The following is a 16,340-nucleotide window of genomic DNA, read 5'->3' as shown; positions in this document are numbered from 1 at the left end:
GCCCCCGGGTAAGCTCCGATTCCATGCCTGTGCAGTGGGCCGGTCTGTCCCCGGAGCTGCTGCTGACCGTCGACCGGAGCAGCGGCGAACAGCTGCGCGCCCAGCTGGAGCGGCAGGTGCGGGACGCGATCCGCTCCGGACGGCTGCGGGAGGGCGAACGTCTGCCCTCCTCCCGCGAACTGGCCCGCACCCTGGGCCTGTCCCGCGGCCTCGTCCAGGACTGTTACGCCCAACTCCAGGCCGAGGGTTACCTGGTGACCCGCGTCGGCTCGGCCACCCGCGTGGCCCCCTGCGCACAGCCCCCCGCCCCGGCCGGCTCCGCTCCGGTCGCCGAACTCCCGCGCCTCATCGCCGACTTCCGGCACGGCGTGCCCGACCTGGCCTCCTTCCCGCGCGCCGACTGGCTGTGGGCGCTCAGGGAGGCGGCCCGCCGCATGCCGACGGCCGACCTCGACTACGGCGACCCGCGCGGCAGCCAGGCTCTGCGTACGGTCGTCGCCGCCTATCTCCGCCGAGTCCGCGCGGCCGCCGCCGACCCCGGCCACACCCTCGTCTGCTCCGGCTTTGCGCAGGGCCTCGGCCTCACCCTCCAGGCCCTGGCCCGTACCGGTGTCCGCGCCGTCGCCCACGAGGACCCCGGCAGCCCCGGCACCGCGACGGCCTCCGCACGCGCGGCCGGCCTCACCCCGGTCCCGGTCCCGGTCGACGCGCACGGCATCGACGTACGGGCCCTGGAGGCGACCGGTGCGCGCGCGGTGATCGTCACGCCCGCCCACCAGTGGCCGACCGGTGTCGTCCTCACACCGGAACGCCGCCACGCACTCCTCGCCTGGGCACGGCGGCACGACGCCTACGTCATCGAGGACGACTACGACGCCGAGTTCCGCTACGACAAGGAGCCGGTCGGCGCACTCCAGGGCCTCGCGGCCGACCGGGTGATCTCGATCGGCACGGTCAGCAAGTCCCTCGCGCCCGCCCTGCGCATCGGCTGGCTGCTGTGCCCGCCCGCGCTCACCGCACCGCTCACCGCACTGAAACGGATCGCCGACCGGGGCACCCCCACCCTCGACCAGCTGGCCCTCGCCCTGCTCATCGAGTCCGGCCGCTACGACCGCCATCTGCGCCGCATGCGCACCATGTACGCGGCCCGCCGCACCGCGCTGGTCGCGGCCCTCGCTGCACACGCGCCGCGCGTACGGCTGACGGGGCTGGCCGCCGGCTTCCACGCGGTGGCCCACCTGCCGGACGGGACCGAGGAGGAACGGGTGCTCACCGAGGCCCTGTCCCGCCGTGTCGGCCTGTACGGCATGAGCGCTTGCCGGGCCGCACCGGCGCCCGGCCCGCCCCAACTGGTCCTGGGCTTCGGCGACGTACCGGAACGCGCGATCACGGAGGGCATCGCGGCGGTGGCCGACCTGCTGGGCTGAGCGACCACGAGGAGCCCCCGGCCGCGTCCGCCTCCGCCGCGCGCCTCAGATCCGCGCCCGCTTCAACGCACTCAGATCCGCGCTCGCTTCAACGCCATGTGCAGCAGCAGCCGGTCCTCGCCGTCGTCCAGGTCCAGGCCGGTGAGCTGTTCCACCCGGGACAGCCGGTAGTACAGCGTCTGCCGGTGAATGCCCAGCGCGGCGGCCGTGCGGCCGGCCTGGCCCGCGCAGTCGAGGTAGGCCTCGGCGGTGCGGGCCAGTTCGCGGTGGGCGGGGGAGAGCAGGGGGCCGACCACGGGATCGTGTGCGGCCTTGGGCGGCAGCGCCGTCAGGAGGCGGTACGGCCCGATGTCCGCCCACTGCGCGACCGGCCCGAAGCGCGGCTCGGCCAGCGCGGCTCGCGCGGCGGCGACCGCCTCCTCCCACACCGCCCCCAACTCGCCGAGCCCACTTCGCGCCCGCCCGACCCCGGCGGCGAATCCACCGGTCCCGGCGGGGAATCCGGTGGTGCGGGAGGCTGCTCCGCCGACGCCGGGTCCTGTGGCCCGGCCTGTCCCGGCGCTCCCGCCGGCTCCGGTGGGCGAGCCTGTGGCGCCGGCGGGGAATCCACCGGCGCCGGTGGGGAGTCCGGAGGTCCCGGCGGTCTGTCCGCCGGTCCCGGCGGCCCCCGCCGTCCCGCCGTCCCGGCCAGTGCTCGCGGCCGCTGCCGTCTGTGCCGCCGCTCCCGGCGCCGAAGCGCCTTGAGGCGCCGTCCCCCGCGCTCCCTCGGCCTCCTTCAGAAGGCGGGTGGCGGCCGTCGTGGCCGGGGCCGGCTGGTCCGGGGTGCGGAGGCGGACCAGGACCGCGAGGCTCTGGCCCGCCGTGCCCCAGGGGAGGGTGCACAGGGCGAGAGCGTGCGGGATCGTACGGGTGGCCGGCGCGTCGTCCGGGTCGGCCGAGGGCCAGGGGGCGACGCAGACCAGCGTGAGGGGGCCGTCGGCGCGGGGGCCGAGAGCCGTACGGAGTTCCGCCACCGCCATGTCCTGCTGCCAGCCGGGCTCCGCGGTGAGCACCGCCCGCAGCTCCCGGCTCAGCCCGGCCCCGGCCTGCGCCTCGTCCGCGAGCAGCGCGCCGATCCGCCCCGCCACCTGCATCGCGGCGGCCAGCTGGGCGTCCGTCGGCCCGGGGTCGCCGTCCAGCAGCCAGACGTAGCCGAGGACCACCCCCCGATGCCGTACCGGAAGGCAGATCCGGCCGCGGTACACCCCGGCCTCCGGGGTCGGCGGGATCCGCACCGGGCCGGTCGCCCGGGTGATGCCGAAGCCCTCGAACCAGGACCGGACCGCCGCCGTGGAGCGCCGGGTCAGGATCGAGCGGGTGCGCACGGGGTCCAGCGCGGAGGGATCCAGCTCGTCGTCGCTGTCGTACGCGCCGAAGGCGATCAGCTCGAAGTCGCGGTTCTCCAGCGTCGCCGGGACGCCCAGCAGCTCCGAGATCTCGTCCACGAGCTCCTGGTAGTCGCCCTTGAAAGCCTTGAAATCCGCCGCCACACGGGCATTCTCCCTCATTTTCAGCCCGCCTTCATACATCTGTCTGAGATCCAGTGCACGGATGCGTGACAGCTGTCGATGGCCCACGATCGGAGAGATCCTTAGGTTTCACGGTGGTTCTCCGTGCCGTACCCGAATCGCTGGGTAATGGCCCATTTGATGCTTGTCTGTGGAGGTGCCCCGTGCTGGGTCCCGTGATTCTCGCCGCGTCGCGCAGCGACCGGATGCGACGCCTGATCTCGGCGGCCCCGGTGACCAAGCAGGTCGTCGACCGCTTCATCCCGGGCGAGACCGTCGACGACATCGTGCCGATCATCAAGGACCTGACCGCCAGGGGTCTGGAGCTGACGATGGACGTCGTCGGCGAGGACATCACCACCCCCGAGCAGGCCACCGCCGCCCGGGACGCCTACCTGCTGCTGATCGACCGGCTGCGCGAGCTGGAGCTGGGCGAGAAGGTCGAGATGTCGGTCAAGCTGTCCATGTTCGGACAAGCCCTCCCCGGCGGGCACGAGCTGGCGCTCGCCAACGTCCGCCCGGTCGTCGAGGCCGCCGCCGCCATCGGTACGACCGTGACGCTGGACGCCGAGGACCACACCACCCTCGACTCGATGTTCGCCATCCACGAGGAGCTGCGGAAGGACTTCCCGCAGACCGGCTGCGTCATCCAGGCCTACCTCTTCCGCACCGAGACCGACGCCCGCCGGCTCGCCGCCGCCGGCAGCCGCGTCCGCCTCGTGAAGGGCGCCTACAAGGAGCCCGCCGAGGTCGCGTACCAGCAGAAGCACGAGATCGACAAGGCCTACGTGCGCATCCTGCGCATCCTGATGGAGGGCGAAGGGTACCCGATGATCGGGTCCCACGACCCCCGCCTGATCGCCATCGCCCAGGAGCTGGCCCACCAGGCCGGCCGCAAGCTGAACGAGTACGAGTTCCAGATGCTGTACGGCATCCGCGGCGACGAGCACCTGCGGCTGGCCGCCGAGGGCCACCGCATGCGCGTCTACACCGCCTACGGCACCGACTGGTACGGCTACTTCATGCGCCGTCTCGCGGAGAAGCCCGCCAACCTGCGGTTCTTCCTTCGCTCGATGGTCAGCAAGGGCTGAGCCCCCCAACCGCCCCAACACCCGCTCACGTACAAGGAGTTCGGATCTCATGGACGCTGTGACCCAGGTCCCCACCCCCGTCAACGAGCCGGTGCACGGCTACGCCCCCGGCTCACCCGAGCGTGCCCGGCTGGAGGCCAGGCTCAAGGAACTGGCCGAGAACCCGATCGAGCTGCCGATGACCATCGGCGGCGAGAAGCGGCTGGGCGGCGGCGAGACCTTCCAGGTGGTCCAGCCGCACAACCACAAGGCCGTCATCGGCACCGGCCGGCACGCCACCCAGCAGGACGCGCGGGACGCCATCGACGCGGCCCTCGCCGCCGCGCCGGCCTGGCGCGCGATGTCCTTCGACGACCGCGCCGCGATCATCCTGCGCGCCGCCGAGCTGCTGGCCGGCCCGTGGCGCGAGACGATCGCCGCGTCCACGATGCTGGGCCAGTCCAAGACCGCCCAGCAGGCCGAGATCGACACCCCCTGTGAGCTGGTCGACTTCTGGCGCTTCAACGTCCACTACGCCCGCCAGATCATCGCCGAGCAGCCCCCGGCGAACTCCCCGGGCGTCTGGAACCGCCTGGACCACCGCCCGCTGGAGGGCTTCGTCTACGCGATCACGCCGTTCAACTTCTCGGCCATCGCGGGCAACCTGCCGACGGCTCCGGCTCTCATGGGCAACGTGGTCGTGTGGAAGCCGTCCCCCACCCAGACCCACGCCGCCGTGCTGCTCATGCAGCTGCTGGAGGAGGCGGGCCTGCCCAAGGGCGTCATCAACCTCGTCACCGGCGACGGCATCGAGGTGTCCAAGGTCGCCCTGGAGCACCGGGACCTGGCGGGCATCCACTTCACGGGCTCGACCAAGACCTTCCAGTACCTGTGGAAGACGGTCGGCACCAACATCGAGAAGTACCGCTCCTACCCGCGTCTGGTCGGCGAGACCGGCGGCAAGGACTTCCTGGTCGCCCACCCGAGCGCCGACCGCGCCGTGCTGAAGACGGCCCTGACTCGTGGTGCCTTCGAATACCAGGGCCAGAAGTGCTCCGCCACCTCCCGCGCCTACATCCCGGCCTCCATCTGGAACTCGGGCTTCAAGGAGGATTTCGCCGCCGAGGTCGACTACCTCACCATGGGTGACGTCACCGACCTGTCGAACTTCATCGGCGCCGTGATCGACGACCGTGCCTTCGCCAAGAACAAGGCCGCGATCGACCGCGCGAAGTCCGACCCGACCTGCGAGATCGTCGCGGGCGGCAGCTACGACGACTCGGTCGGCTACTTCGTCCGCCCGACGGTCATCGTCTCCACCGACCCGGAGAACGAGATCTTCCGCACCGAGTACTTCGGCCCGGTCCTCGGCGTCTACGTCTACGAGGACGACCAGTACGACGAGATGCTGGAGCAGATGGAGTCGGTGTCGGACTACGCCCTCACCGGTTCGGTCATCGCGAACGACCGCGCGGCGGCGGCGTACACGATGGAGAAGCTGCGCTACGCGGCCGGCAACTTCTACATCAACGACAAGTCGACCGGCGCCGTCGTCGGCCAGCAGCCCTTCGGCGGAGGCCGCGCCTCCGGCACCAACGACAAGGCCGGTGCCCCGCAGAACCTGCTGCGCTGGACCCTGACCCGCGCCATCAAGGAGACGCTGGTCGCGCCGACCGACTACACGTACCCGCACATGGGCTGACCCTCCGCCCCCGTGAACACGGGCCGGCGAGCCTGACGTCTGATCAGGCTTGCCGGCCCGTTCCCATTCAGGAGAAGTTCAGAGTGACGTTGTCACCGTCGTGTCGGCCGCTCTGCGCCTTGTTGGGGTGGAACGTGCTGGTGTTCCCGCCCGGGGACTCGCAGTTCACGGTGACCCGGAGGGTGAACTTCTTGCCCACCGGCGCGGTGAGGTCGACAGGGCCGTAACTTCCGCTCGCCTGGCCGCCGTTGTCCACGGAGTCCGCGACGGGTCCGTTCCCGGCGCTCAGTGTCACCTCGGTGGGGACGGTGTTCGGGAACCTCGTCCCGCAGTCCACCGTCCCGGAGTAGGTCACCGTTCCCGTGCTCGGCGCCGAGTGGGCCGGTCCCGAGACCAGCAGGCCGCCGCCGAGGGTGGCCACGGCGAGGACCGCGAGAGTGCGGGACCTGCGGGAGACGCGCGATGTGTTCGTGGGCATGTCACCACCTGCCTGGATAGCGTGCGGGTGTCCGATGGGACCGCGCGAGCGCGCCGCGCCTGAGTGCGGCGCCCGGCTGGTGAGAGATTGCGGCGGGGTCGGCCGTGCGTCGGCCGGTACGTCACTGCCGCCGTCACAGCAGCACCGGCAGCCCCATCCGTTCTCTGACAACGTTGCTACAGGGTCTCCCGGCCTGCAAGCGCAGACCCTGCTGATCAGGTGGTCGCCACCCGGCGGCCGAGAAAGTCCCGCATGAGCGCGGCGATCTGGTCCACGTGGGTTTCCAGGGCGAAGTGGCCCGTCGGCAGCAGGTGGATCTCGGCCTCCGGCAGATCCCGCCGGAAGGCCAGCGCGCCCTCCGGCACGAAGATCTCGTCGTGGGCGCCCCACACCGCGAGCAGCGGGACCCCGCTCTCGCGGAAGTAGGCGTGGAAGGCGGGGTAGAGGGCGAAGTTGGAGCCGTAGTCGGAGATCAGGGCCAGCTGGATCTCCGGCAGGCCGGGGCGGGCCAGGCCGGCGGCGTCGTGCTCGTAGGCGTCCGGGCTGACCAGCGTCGGGTCGGAAACCCCGTGCAGGTACTGCCACTTGACGCCGTCGAGGGTGTAGATCTCCCGCACCGGTGCCTCGGTTTCAGGCGTGCGCTGCTCGATCAGCGCCAGCACGGGCGCCCAGGCCTCGGCGCCGAGCCCTTCCTCGTAGGCGTTGCCGTTCTGCGTGACGATCGCGGTCACCCGCTCGGGGTGCGCGAGGGCGAGCCGCAGCCCGATCGGGGCGCCGTAGTCCTGGACGTAGAGGGCGTACCGCGCCAGGCCCAGCAGCTCGGTGAACTCGCCGGTGACGGCCGCGAGTTCGGCGAAGGTGTACGGGAACTCCGTGACGCCCGGGGTCGCCGAGCGGCCGAAGCCGATGTGGTCCGGGGCGATCACCCGGTACCGGTCCGCGAGCAGCGGGATCAGCTCGCGGAACATGTGCGAGCTGCTCGGGAAGCCGTGCAGGAGCAGCAGCACCGGGGCGTCGGCCGGTCCGGCCTCCCGGTAGGACACGTCGAGGCCGCGGACGGTGACGGTGCGGTGGTGGACCTGGTGCGTCATCAGCATGGGAGCAGTGCAGCACCTCCCCGTCTAACCAGTCAAGTAGATTTTAGCGGTTAGGGGGTCGCCGCCCGGACCAGGATCTTTCCCGTGTTGCCGCCGCGCAGCATCAGCAGGAACGCCTCCACGATCCGCGCGAAGCCGTCCACCATCGTCTCGTCCGCCGCCAGTGCCCCGCTGCGCAGATGCGGTACGGCGAAGTCGTACAGTTCCTCCTGCGCGTCCAGGTGGTGCTTCACCAGGAAGCCCTCGATGCGCAGGCTCTTCTCCACGACGTCGGAGTGGTTGAAGAGGACGGGCGGGGCGTCCGGGGTGTTGTACTGGCTGATCGTGCCGACCCGCACCACCCGGCCCCGCTCGCGCAGCGCGCCGATCGCCGCACCCAGGTGGTCGCCGCCGACGTTGTCCACGAAGACGTCGATGCCGGACGGCGCCGCCTCGGCCAGCAGGCCGGCCACCGCACCCGTGCGGTAGTCGAAGGCCGCGTCGTAACCCGCCTGCTCCGTCAGGTACTTCACCTTCTCCGGAGTGCCCGCGCTGCCGATCACCCGGCCTCCGCCGAGGAGCCGGGCGAAGCGGCCGGCCGCCGTGCCGACCCCGCCCGCCGCGCCGGACACGAACACGTCCTCGCCGGCGCGCAGCCGGGCGATCCGGGTCAGGGCGACGTACGCCGTCAGACCCGTGCCGCCCAGCACGCTCAGGTAAGCCGTCAGCGGCACGCCGGGGTGGTGGGGCAGGCGCCGTACCTCCTCGGGGCGGACCACGGCGTGCGTGCGCCAGCCCTGACGGTGGAAGACGATCTCGCCCTCGGGCAGCTCCGGGCTGCGGGAGGCGATGACCCGCCCCAGGGTCCGGCCCTCCAGCGGGGCGTTCAACGCGAAGCCCCCGTCCATCATTTCGCGGTGGTACGGGTCCACGGACCACAGCACGTTCTCCACCAGGGCGGTGCCGGGTGCCGGTTCGGGCACCGGGGACTCGGCGAAGCGGAAGTGGTCCGCGGTGGGGAAGCCGGTGGGGCGGGCGGTCTGCTGCACGGTGAGCGCGGTCTCGGTCATGGGACGGGACCGTAGGCAGGAATGCCGCGCGGGTGCAGGGGGTTGGGCTCATGGAACGCACCGATCCATGAACCGGTCTCATACGCGCAGGTGGGAGCCCCTGAGTGACAGCAGTCGACCTTGCCCCGCAGGAGCTGAGGATCCTGGTCGCCGTGGCCGACGAGGGCGGGTTCTCCACCGCGGCCGCCCGGCTGGGGACCACCCAGTCCGCCGTCTCGCACGCCGTGCGCGGGATCGAGCGGAAGCTGGGGGTCGTACTGTTCGAGCGCGGCCGCTTCGGGGCCCGGCCCACGGCCGCCGGGGAACGGGCCGCCGCCCATGCGCGCCGGGTGCTGCGCATGCTCCAGGCCCTGGCCGCCGACGCCCGCGGCGCCGGCACCGGCGAGATCGTCGGGCCCCTGCGCATCGCCGCCTTCCGCAGCGCGGCCCTGCATCTGCTGCCGGCCGCCCTGGCGCGGCTCGCCGAGCAGCATCCCGGCATCGAGGTGAGTGTCACCGTCGTACGCGAACTGGGCGCCGGCACCGCGGGCGAGGTCGCCGCCGGGCGGGCCGACCTCGGCATCGCCACCCTGAGCGGACCGCCGCCGGCCGGACTGGTCGGCGGGGAACTGCTTCAGGAGCCGTACTCCCTGGTGCACCCGGCGGGCCACCCCGACCCGCGCGCCCTGCCGCTCGTCGACTGGGCCGAGAACTGCGGCTCCTACACGCGTGCCTGGTGGGCCGCCCAGGACTGGATCCCGGCCGCGACCGTCAGCGCCGAGGACGACGGGGCCGTGCTGTCGATGGTGGGCAGCGGGCTGGGGATGGCGATCATGCCGGCGCTGTCCCTCACCAGTGCGCCCCCCGCCGTCGGCATCACCGACCTCGGGCCGGGACGGCCGTACCGCTCCGTCGGGTACGTCACCACCCCGGAACTGGCCGCCACCGACGCCGTACGGGCCCTGATCCGCGCCCTGCGTTCCCTCTCCCTGCCGTCCCCCGAACGCACGAAAGCCCAGCTCAGGGCGGTGTGACATGGTTCGCCGTCTCAGATAGTAGGAAGTCCGAGTAATTGTGCAGACAGAAGCGGGTCGCTCCCTTAGCTTTGTAGAAGCCGAACGCATCGCTCGATCCAGCGAATGGCGGTCGTGAGCCGGGCATCGTGCAGGTAACCCCTGCGGCCCTTCGGCTCCCCGCCCCTCCGGCGTCTCGTAACCCCCCTTTGCGTGCTCCATGGTTGCCGAAGGAGTCGATTCCCATGGCCGAGACGACCGTCCGCCGCCGCGTCCGCCACGTGTCCCGCACGAACGAGGCCGACCGCAAGAACGCCGCCGCCGCCCTCCAGCGCGCCCTCGACCGCCGCGACAACGGCGGCGAGACCGGCCACTGAGACCCGCCGGGAACGCCGACACGGTGTCCGCATCGCGGACACCGCATGTCATCACCTGGGACGAGGAGTAGGGTGCCCGCATGTCTCGCAGCATCAATCTCGCAGTGATCCCCGGTGACGGAATCGGCCAGGAGGTCGTGTCCGAGGGTCTGAAGGTCCTCTCCGCCGTGCTCCCGCAGGATGTGAAGCTGGAGACGAAGGAGTACGACTTCGGCGCCAAGCGGTACCACGCCACCGGTGAGACCCTCACCGACGCCGACCTCGCCGCCCTCAAGCAGCACGACGCGATCCTGCTCGGCGCCATCGGCGACCCGAGCGTCCCGTCCGGCGTCCTGGAGCGCGGCTTCCTGCTCAAGCTCCGCTTCGCCTTCGACCACCACGTCAACCTGCGGCCGAGCAAGCTGCTCCCCGGCGTGGCGACCCCGCTCGCCGGCCAGCCGGAGATCGACTTCGTCGTCGTCCGCGAGGGCACCGAGGGCCCGTACACCGGCAACGGCGGCACCATCCGCAAGGGCACCGAGCACGAGGTCGCCACCGAGGTCTCCGTCAACACCGCATTCGGTGTCGAGCGCGTGGTCCGCGACGCCTTCGCCCGCGCCCAGGCCCGCCCGCGCAAGAAGCTCACGCTGGTCCACAAGAACAACGTGCTGACCTTCGCCGGTCACCTCTGGACGAACATCTTCAACAAGGTGGCGGCGGAGTTCCCCGAGGTCACCACCGACTACATCCACGTCGACGCGGCGATGATCTACCTGGTCACCGACCCGGCCCGGTTCGACGTCATCGTCACCGACAACCTCTTCGGCGACATCATCACCGACCTCGCCGCGGCCGTCTCCGGCGGCATCGGCGTGGCCGCGAGCGGGAACATCAACCCCTCCCGCGAGTTCCCCTCGATGTTCGAGCCGGTCCACGGTTCCGCGCCGGACATCGCCGGTCAGGGCAAGGCCGACCCCACCGCCACGGTCCTGTCCGTCGCCCTGCTGCTGCGCCACCTCGGCTACGACGCCGAGGCCGACCGCATCGACGCCGCCGTCACCGCGGACCTCACCGAGCGCGCGGGCAAGCCCGCCCGCTCGACGTCCCAGATCGGCGACGCGCTCGCCGCGCGAGTAGCCGGCTGACCCGGCGCTCCACCACGAGAGGCCGCCGGGTCGGACGACCACCCGGCGGCTTCCGCATGTCCCCGCCGGGTGCCACCATCAACCACTGGGCCGCTTTCACCCCGATTCCGTCCGCCGCAGCCCCCGCGCGATAATCGAACGCGGAGCCGCGGTATGAGGGAAAGCTCGGACGTCCTAGCACCGACTGAGAAGCCGGTACGGGCGTGAGCGCGGCCCGGTCACTACAACCGGTGAAGGACACCCACTCATGACGACGCCCACGATCGAGCTCAAGCCCTCCGCCAGCCCCCTTGCCGCCGCCGAGCGCGAGGCCATCCTGGCCAGCCCGGGGTTCGGCCGCCACTTCACCGACCACATGGTGACGATCAAGTGGACGGAGGGCCGCGGCTGGCACGACGGGCAGCTCGTTCCGTACGCGCCGATCCCGCTCGACCCGGCGACCAACGTCCTGCACTACGCCCAGGAGATCTTCGAGGGCCTGAAGGCCTACCGCCAGCCCGACGGCACGGTCGCCATGTTCCGCCCGGACCAGAACGCCAAGCGCTTCCAGCGTTCCGCCAAGCGGCTCGCCATGCCCGAGCTGCCGGTCGAGACGTTCATCGAGGCCTGTGACGCGCTGGTCCAGCAGGACATCGACTGGGTGCCCGCGCACGGTGGCGAGGAGTCCCTCTACCTGCGCCCGTTCATGATCGCCACCGAGGTCGGCCTGGGCGTCAAGCCGGCCAACGAGTACCTCTTCATCGTCATCGCCTCGCCGGCCGGCGCGTACTTCCCGGGCGGCGTGAAGCCGGTCTCGATCTGGGTCTCCGAGGACCGCGTCCGCGCGGTCCCCGGCGGCATGGGCGACGCCAAGACCGGCGGAAACTACGCCGCGTCCCTGCTGGCCCAGGCCGAGGCCGCCGCGAAGGGCTGCGACCAGGTCTGCTACCTCGACGCGGTCGAGCACCAGTGGGTCGAGGAACTCGGCGGCATGAACCTGTACTTCGTGTACGGCGCTGCGTCCAATGAAAAGCCGGTGATCATCACCCCGACCCTGACCGGCTCCATCCTGGAGGGCGTCACCCGTGACTCCCTGCTGGCCGTCGCCCGCGACCTCGGCTACGAGTCCGAGGAGGGCCGCGTCTCGGTCGAGCAGTGGCAGCGCGACTCCGAGAACGGCACCCTCACCGAGGTCTTCGCCTGCGGCACCGCGGCCGTGATCACCCCGGTCGGCACGGTCAAGCGTGCCTCTGCCGAGTGGAAGCAGAGCGGCGGGGAGCCGGGCGAGGTGACCCTCCGCCTGCGTCAGGCTCTGCTCGACCTCCAGCGGGGGACGGCGGAGGACAAGCACGGCTGGATGCACAAGATCGGCTAGCGGTCACCGGACACGCTCAGGGCCGCTGAGCGCTCCGCTTGGCATTGCCGCGAGGTGCCGTCGTTCGTCTGCGGCACCGCTGTGGCTGGTCGCGCAGTTCCCCGCGCCCCTTCGGGCGCTACATGCTCAGGGCCGCCTCGGACTCGTCGACGTCCGTGGCGGCCCTTGTGTGTTCCGTACGGAACGTCAGCAGCAGGTACACCACCCCGCCCACCGCCCCCGACAGCAGGAAGCTGCAGTCCACGCCCCCGGTCAGCCGCAGCAGCGGGCCCTGGTACGACGGCAGGGACACCGCCAGCAGACCCACACCGGCGCCCAGCGCCCAGGAGGCGGTGGCCCGCACGTTCCAGCCCGCCCGGTACCAGTAGATCCCGCCCCGCGAGCGGCGGTTGAAGACCTGCAGGGCGTCGGCGTCGTACACCCCGCGGCAGCGGGCGAAGCCGATGAGGGTGATGACGGCCCACGGGGTGCCGATCGCGGTGAGCAGCAGCACGAAGGACGTCATCGCGGACTGCGCGTTCCAGGCGTAGTGGCCGATGAACACGCAGGCCGTGGCGACGACGGCGACCGTGTGAGTGGCCCGCGCCCGGGACGCCCTGGGCAGGATCGCGTCCAGGTCCAGGCCCATCGAGTACAGCATCAGGCCCGCGTTGCCGACCGAGCCCGCGGAGGCGGACAGCAGCAGCGGGATCAGGTACCAGGTGGGGGAGGCCGCGACGAGGGGGCCCGCGTAGTCGGTGGCCGCCTTCGCCGCGTAGGCCGTGAAGGTGCCGAACAGCTGCGGCACCAGCAGACCCAGGATCAGCCCCAGCCAGGTGGCGTGCAGCACACGGCGGTTGGAGTGGCGGGACGGCGAGATGTAGCGGGTGTAGTCGCCGAGGAGCGTGATGAAGGCGATGGGGCCGGACAGGCCGGCCGCCACGGCCGCCAGGAACCAGGTCGGCCAGAACGAGCCCAGCAGATAACCGCCCGCACCCGGCAGCGCCCCGGTGGTGAAATGCGGGGCGTAGGCGAAGATCCCGAGGGCCAGCAGGGCCGTCATGCCGATGGACAGCACCTTGGACATGCTCAGCAGCACCCGGTAGCCGTAGACCGCGCCCGCCACGGTCGCCGCCGCGAGCACCGCGTAGACCACGGCGTACGACACCCCGTCCGCCGGCAGCCCGAACATCCGGCCGAGCACGCCGATCATCACGTCCCCGCCGATCCACACGGTCAGCGCGGTGTAGCCGAGGGCCAGCAGCAGGCCGACCACCGAGCCGACCAGCCGGCCCCGTACGCCGAACTGGGCGCCTGAGGAGGTGGACAGGTTGGTCGCGGTGCGCAGGGAGATCAGGGCCAGCGGGGCCGTCACGGCCGTACCGACGACCGTGCCCGCCGCGATCGCGCTCACCGACGGCCACCAGCCGAGCCCGAAGGACGGCGGCAGCCAGCCGAAGATGATCACTCCGAGGCAGAGGTTGGAGCCGAGCAGTATCGAGACGAGATCGCGCGGACCACTGGTCCGCTCCTCGTCCGGGATGGTGTCGACTCCGCGCTGTTCTATCGGCATGGCTGGTCTCCTTCGACGGCCACCTAGAGAGTTAGAGCGACGTTCAATGTGGGTGACGCGTTTGTTGATGTCAATGATTCCCATCCCTGAATTTAAGGTTTAGAGTGACGTTCTAAGCGTAGGAAGGCAAGGAGGCGTCGGGACGTGAGACTGACCCCTACGGAGCGTGACCGGCTGCTGCTCTTCGGCGCCGCCGAGCTGGCCCGGGCCCGCCGGGCGCGCGGCCTCAGGCTGAACGTGCCGGAGGCGACCGCGCTGATCGCGGACACGGTCTGCGAGGCGGCCCGCGACGGAAGGCGGCTCGCCGAGGCCATCGAGGCGGCCCGGTCCGTCCTCGGCCCTGAGGACGTGCTGCCGGGCGTCGCGGACGTCGTCACCGAGGTGATGGTCGAGGCCGTCTTCGACGACGGCTCACGTCTCGCGGTGGTCCCGGACCCCATCGGGGGCGGCGGGCTGGGGGACCGGGGTCCGGGCGCACTGCTCCCGGGGCCCGAGCATGCCGACCCGGAGGCGGTCGTACGGCTGGCGGTCACCAACACGGCGACCGTGCCGGTCTCGGTCACCTCCCACTTCCACTTCTTCGAGGCCAACCCGCGGCTGGACTTCGTACGGGAGAAGACCTACGGGATGCGCCTCGCCGTCCCCGCGGGCTCCTCGGTGCGCTTCGGCCCCGGTGAGAGTGCCGAGGTGGGACTGGTGCCGATCGGCGGAGAGCGGATCGCGATCGGCTTCGCCGGACTGGTCGACGGGCCGCTGGACGCGCCCGGCGCGAAGGAAGAGGCCCTGCGCCGGGCCGCCGCCTGCGGATACCTGGGTGCCGACACGGAAGGAGACGAGGAGCGATGAGCCGCTCGAAGGGACGCGAGGTGAGCCGGTCGGTCCACATCGACCCGTACGCCTACGCCGCCACCCACGGCCCCCGGGCCGGCGACCGCATCCGCCTCGGCGACTCCGGGCTCACCGTCCGCGTGGAGTCCGACTCCCAGCGCTACGGCGACGAGTTCCTGGCCGGCTTCGGCAAGACCGCCCGCGACGGACTGCACCTGAAGGCCGCCGCGGTCCGCGAGACCTGCGACGTCGTCATCAGCAACGTGGTCGTGATCGACGCCGTTCAGGGCATCCGCAAGGTGTCCATCGGCATCCGGGAAGGCCGGATCTGCGCCATCGGGCGGGCGGGCAACCCGGACACCCTCGACGGCGTGGACGTCGTCGTCGGCACCGGTACGTCCATCGTCTCCGGTGAGGGGCTCATCGCCACCGCCGGCGCCGTCGACACGCACGTCCATCTGCTGTCGCCGCGCATCATGGAGGCCTCCCTCGCCTCCGGCGTCACCACGATCATCGGGCAGGAGTTCGGCCCGGTGTGGGGCGTCGGCGTCAACTCCCCCTGGGCGCTCCGGCACGCCTTCAACGCCTTCGACGCCTGGCCGGTCAACATCGGTTTCCTGGGCCGGGGTTCGTCCTCCCACAGCGCCCCTCTGGTCGAGGCGCTGGCGGAAGGCGGGGCGTCCGGCTTCAAGGTGCACGAGGACATGGGCGCCCACACGCGGGCGTTGGACACCGCCCTGCGCGTCGCCGAGGAGCATGACGTCCAAGTTGCGCTGCACAGCGACGGGTTGAACGAATGCCTGTCCGTCGAGGACACCCTTCGCGTCCTCGAAGGCCGCACGATCCACGCCTTCCACATCGAGGGCTGCGGCGGCGGACACGTGCCCAACGTGCTGAAGATGGCCGGTGTCCCGAACGTCATCGGCTCCTCCACCAACCCCACCCTGCCCTTCGGCCGGGACGCGGTCGCCGAGCACTACGGCATGATCGTCTCCGTCCACGACCTCAAGCCCGACCTGCCCGGCGACGCTGCCATGGCCCGCGACCGGATCCGGGCCGGCACGATGGGCGCCGAGGACGTGCTGCACGACCTGGGCGCGATCGGCATCACCTCCTCCGACGCCCAGGGCATGGGCCGGGCCGGTGAGACCGTGCGCCGTACGTTCGCCATGGCCGGCAAGATGAAGGCCGAGCTCGGCCCCCTGGAGGGCGACGGCGAGGGCGACGACAACGCCCGCGTCCTGCGCTACATGGCCAAGCTGACCATCAACCCGGCCATCGCACACGGCCTTTCCCACGAGGTCGGCTCGATCGAGGTCGGCAAGCTCGCCGACCTCGTGCTGTGGCGCCCGGAGTACTTCGGCGCCAAGCCGCAGCTCGTCCTCAAGTCCGGCTTCCCGGCGTACGGCGTCGTCGGCGACCCGAACGCCGCCACCGACACCTGCGAACCCCTCGTGCTGGGGCCGCAGTTCGGCGCGTACGGCGCCACGGCCGCCGACATCTCCGTGGCGTTCGTCGCCCAGGCGGCCCTCGACCAGGGCAACGACGCGATGCCCACCCGCCGCCGCAGGGTCGCCGTGCGCGGCACGCGCGGCATCGGCCCGGCCGACCTGCGGCTGAACGCCCGGGTCGGAGCGGTCGACGTCGACCAGCGCACCGGACTGGTCACCCTCGACGGCACCCCGCTCAGCTCGGAACCCGCCGACTCGGTCTCCCTCAACCGCCTCTACTTCCTCTAATTCC

General features: G+C 71.6%; 14 protein-coding genes. 9 read left to right on the top strand and 5 right to left on the bottom strand.

The window, feature by feature from the left end:
- Positions 1-23 precede the first annotated feature (23 nt).
- Positions 24-1,427: a PLP-dependent aminotransferase family protein gene (locus tag LE548_RS25895; protein ID WP_225099348.1), complete on the top strand. Its 1,404-nt coding sequence runs from the start codon at positions 24-26 to the stop codon at positions 1,425-1,427.
- Between the two features lie 71 nt (positions 1,428-1,498).
- Here the strand turns inward: LE548_RS25895 and LE548_RS25890 are convergent, their stop codons facing one another.
- Positions 1,499-2,974, bottom strand: coding sequence for a CdaR family transcriptional regulator (locus LE548_RS25890; protein WP_225099347.1), 1,476 nt, complete (start codon positions 2,972-2,974; stop codon positions 1,499-1,501).
- A 164-nt stretch (positions 2,975-3,138) separates the two neighbouring features.
- Here LE548_RS25890 and LE548_RS25885 point away from each other — a divergent pair, with 164 nt between their 5' ends.
- Positions 3,139-4,065, top strand: a complete 927-nt coding sequence (locus tag LE548_RS25885) for a proline dehydrogenase family protein (RefSeq protein WP_225099346.1) — start codon at positions 3,139-3,141, stop codon at positions 4,063-4,065.
- Positions 4,066-4,114: 49 nt separating this feature from the next.
- Entirely contained in the window at positions 4,115-5,746 is a 1,632-nt protein-coding gene (gene pruA / locus LE548_RS25880) for an L-glutamate gamma-semialdehyde dehydrogenase (RefSeq protein ID WP_225099345.1), read from the top strand.
- Positions 5,747-5,813: 67 nt separating this feature from the next.
- Here the strand turns inward: pruA and LE548_RS25875 are convergent, their stop codons facing one another.
- From LE548_RS25875 to LE548_RS25865, 3 genes are all read right to left on the bottom strand, one after another.
- A complete protein-coding gene (locus tag LE548_RS25875; RefSeq protein ID WP_225099344.1) occupies positions 5,814-6,224 on the bottom strand; it encodes a hypothetical protein in 411 nt (136 codons plus the stop codon).
- Between the two features lie 215 nt (positions 6,225-6,439).
- Positions 6,440-7,315, bottom strand: a complete 876-nt coding sequence (locus LE548_RS25870; protein ID WP_225099446.1) for an alpha/beta fold hydrolase — start codon at positions 7,313-7,315, stop codon at positions 6,440-6,442.
- Positions 7,316-7,371: 56 nt separating this feature from the next.
- Positions 7,372-8,370, bottom strand: coding sequence for an NADP-dependent oxidoreductase (locus LE548_RS25865; protein ID WP_225099343.1), 999 nt, complete (start codon positions 8,368-8,370; stop codon positions 7,372-7,374).
- Between the two features lie 104 nt (positions 8,371-8,474).
- Between LE548_RS25865 and LE548_RS25860 the strand changes: the two genes are divergently transcribed.
- The 4 genes from LE548_RS25860 (at position 8,475) to LE548_RS25850 (ending at position 12,217) form a co-directional block, all read left to right on the top strand.
- Complete coding sequence (locus LE548_RS25860; protein WP_225099342.1) at positions 8,475-9,383, top strand: LysR family transcriptional regulator; 909 nt, start codon at positions 8,475-8,477, stop codon at positions 9,381-9,383.
- Positions 9,384-9,607: 224 nt separating this feature from the next.
- Positions 9,608-9,739, top strand: a complete 132-nt coding sequence (locus LE548_RS45565; RefSeq protein ID WP_263636571.1) for a hypothetical protein — start codon at positions 9,608-9,610, stop codon at positions 9,737-9,739.
- Positions 9,740-9,819: 80 nt separating this feature from the next.
- The gene (locus LE548_RS25855) at positions 9,820-10,863 is read left to right on the top strand and encodes a 3-isopropylmalate dehydrogenase (protein WP_225099341.1); all 1,044 of its coding nucleotides are present in this window, start codon (positions 9,820-9,822) and stop codon (positions 10,861-10,863) included.
- A 247-nt stretch (positions 10,864-11,110) separates the two neighbouring features.
- On the top strand, positions 11,111-12,217 hold the full coding sequence (locus LE548_RS25850; RefSeq protein ID WP_225099340.1) for a branched-chain amino acid aminotransferase: 1,107 nt from the start codon (positions 11,111-11,113) through the stop codon (positions 12,215-12,217).
- 118 nt (positions 12,218-12,335) lie between these two features.
- Here the strand turns inward: LE548_RS25850 and LE548_RS25845 are convergent, their stop codons facing one another.
- Entirely contained in the window at positions 12,336-13,769 is a 1,434-nt protein-coding gene (locus LE548_RS25845; protein WP_225099339.1) for a cytosine permease, read from the bottom strand.
- Positions 13,770-13,913: 144 nt separating this feature from the next.
- Here LE548_RS25845 and ureA point away from each other — a divergent pair, with 144 nt between their 5' ends.
- The gene (ureA, locus tag LE548_RS25840; RefSeq protein WP_225099338.1) at positions 13,914-14,615 is read left to right on the top strand and encodes an urease subunit gamma; all 702 of its coding nucleotides are present in this window, start codon (positions 13,914-13,916) and stop codon (positions 14,613-14,615) included.
- Positions 14,612-16,336, top strand: a complete 1,725-nt coding sequence (locus LE548_RS25835; protein WP_225099337.1) for an urease subunit alpha — start codon at positions 14,612-14,614, stop codon at positions 16,334-16,336. The genes ureA and LE548_RS25835 overlap by 4 nt, the downstream gene beginning before the upstream one ends.
- The last annotated feature ends 4 nt before the right edge of the window (positions 16,337-16,340 follow it).

Origin of the sequence: Streptomyces sp. CoH27 (genome assembly GCF_020181035.1) — a bacterium.
In the GTDB taxonomy this organism is placed as follows: domain Bacteria; phylum Actinomycetota; class Actinomycetes; order Streptomycetales; family Streptomycetaceae; genus Streptomyces; species Streptomyces camelliae.
The sequence above is the reverse complement of the archived record's forward strand: the minus strand, read 5'-3'. Positions and strand labels throughout refer to the sequence as shown.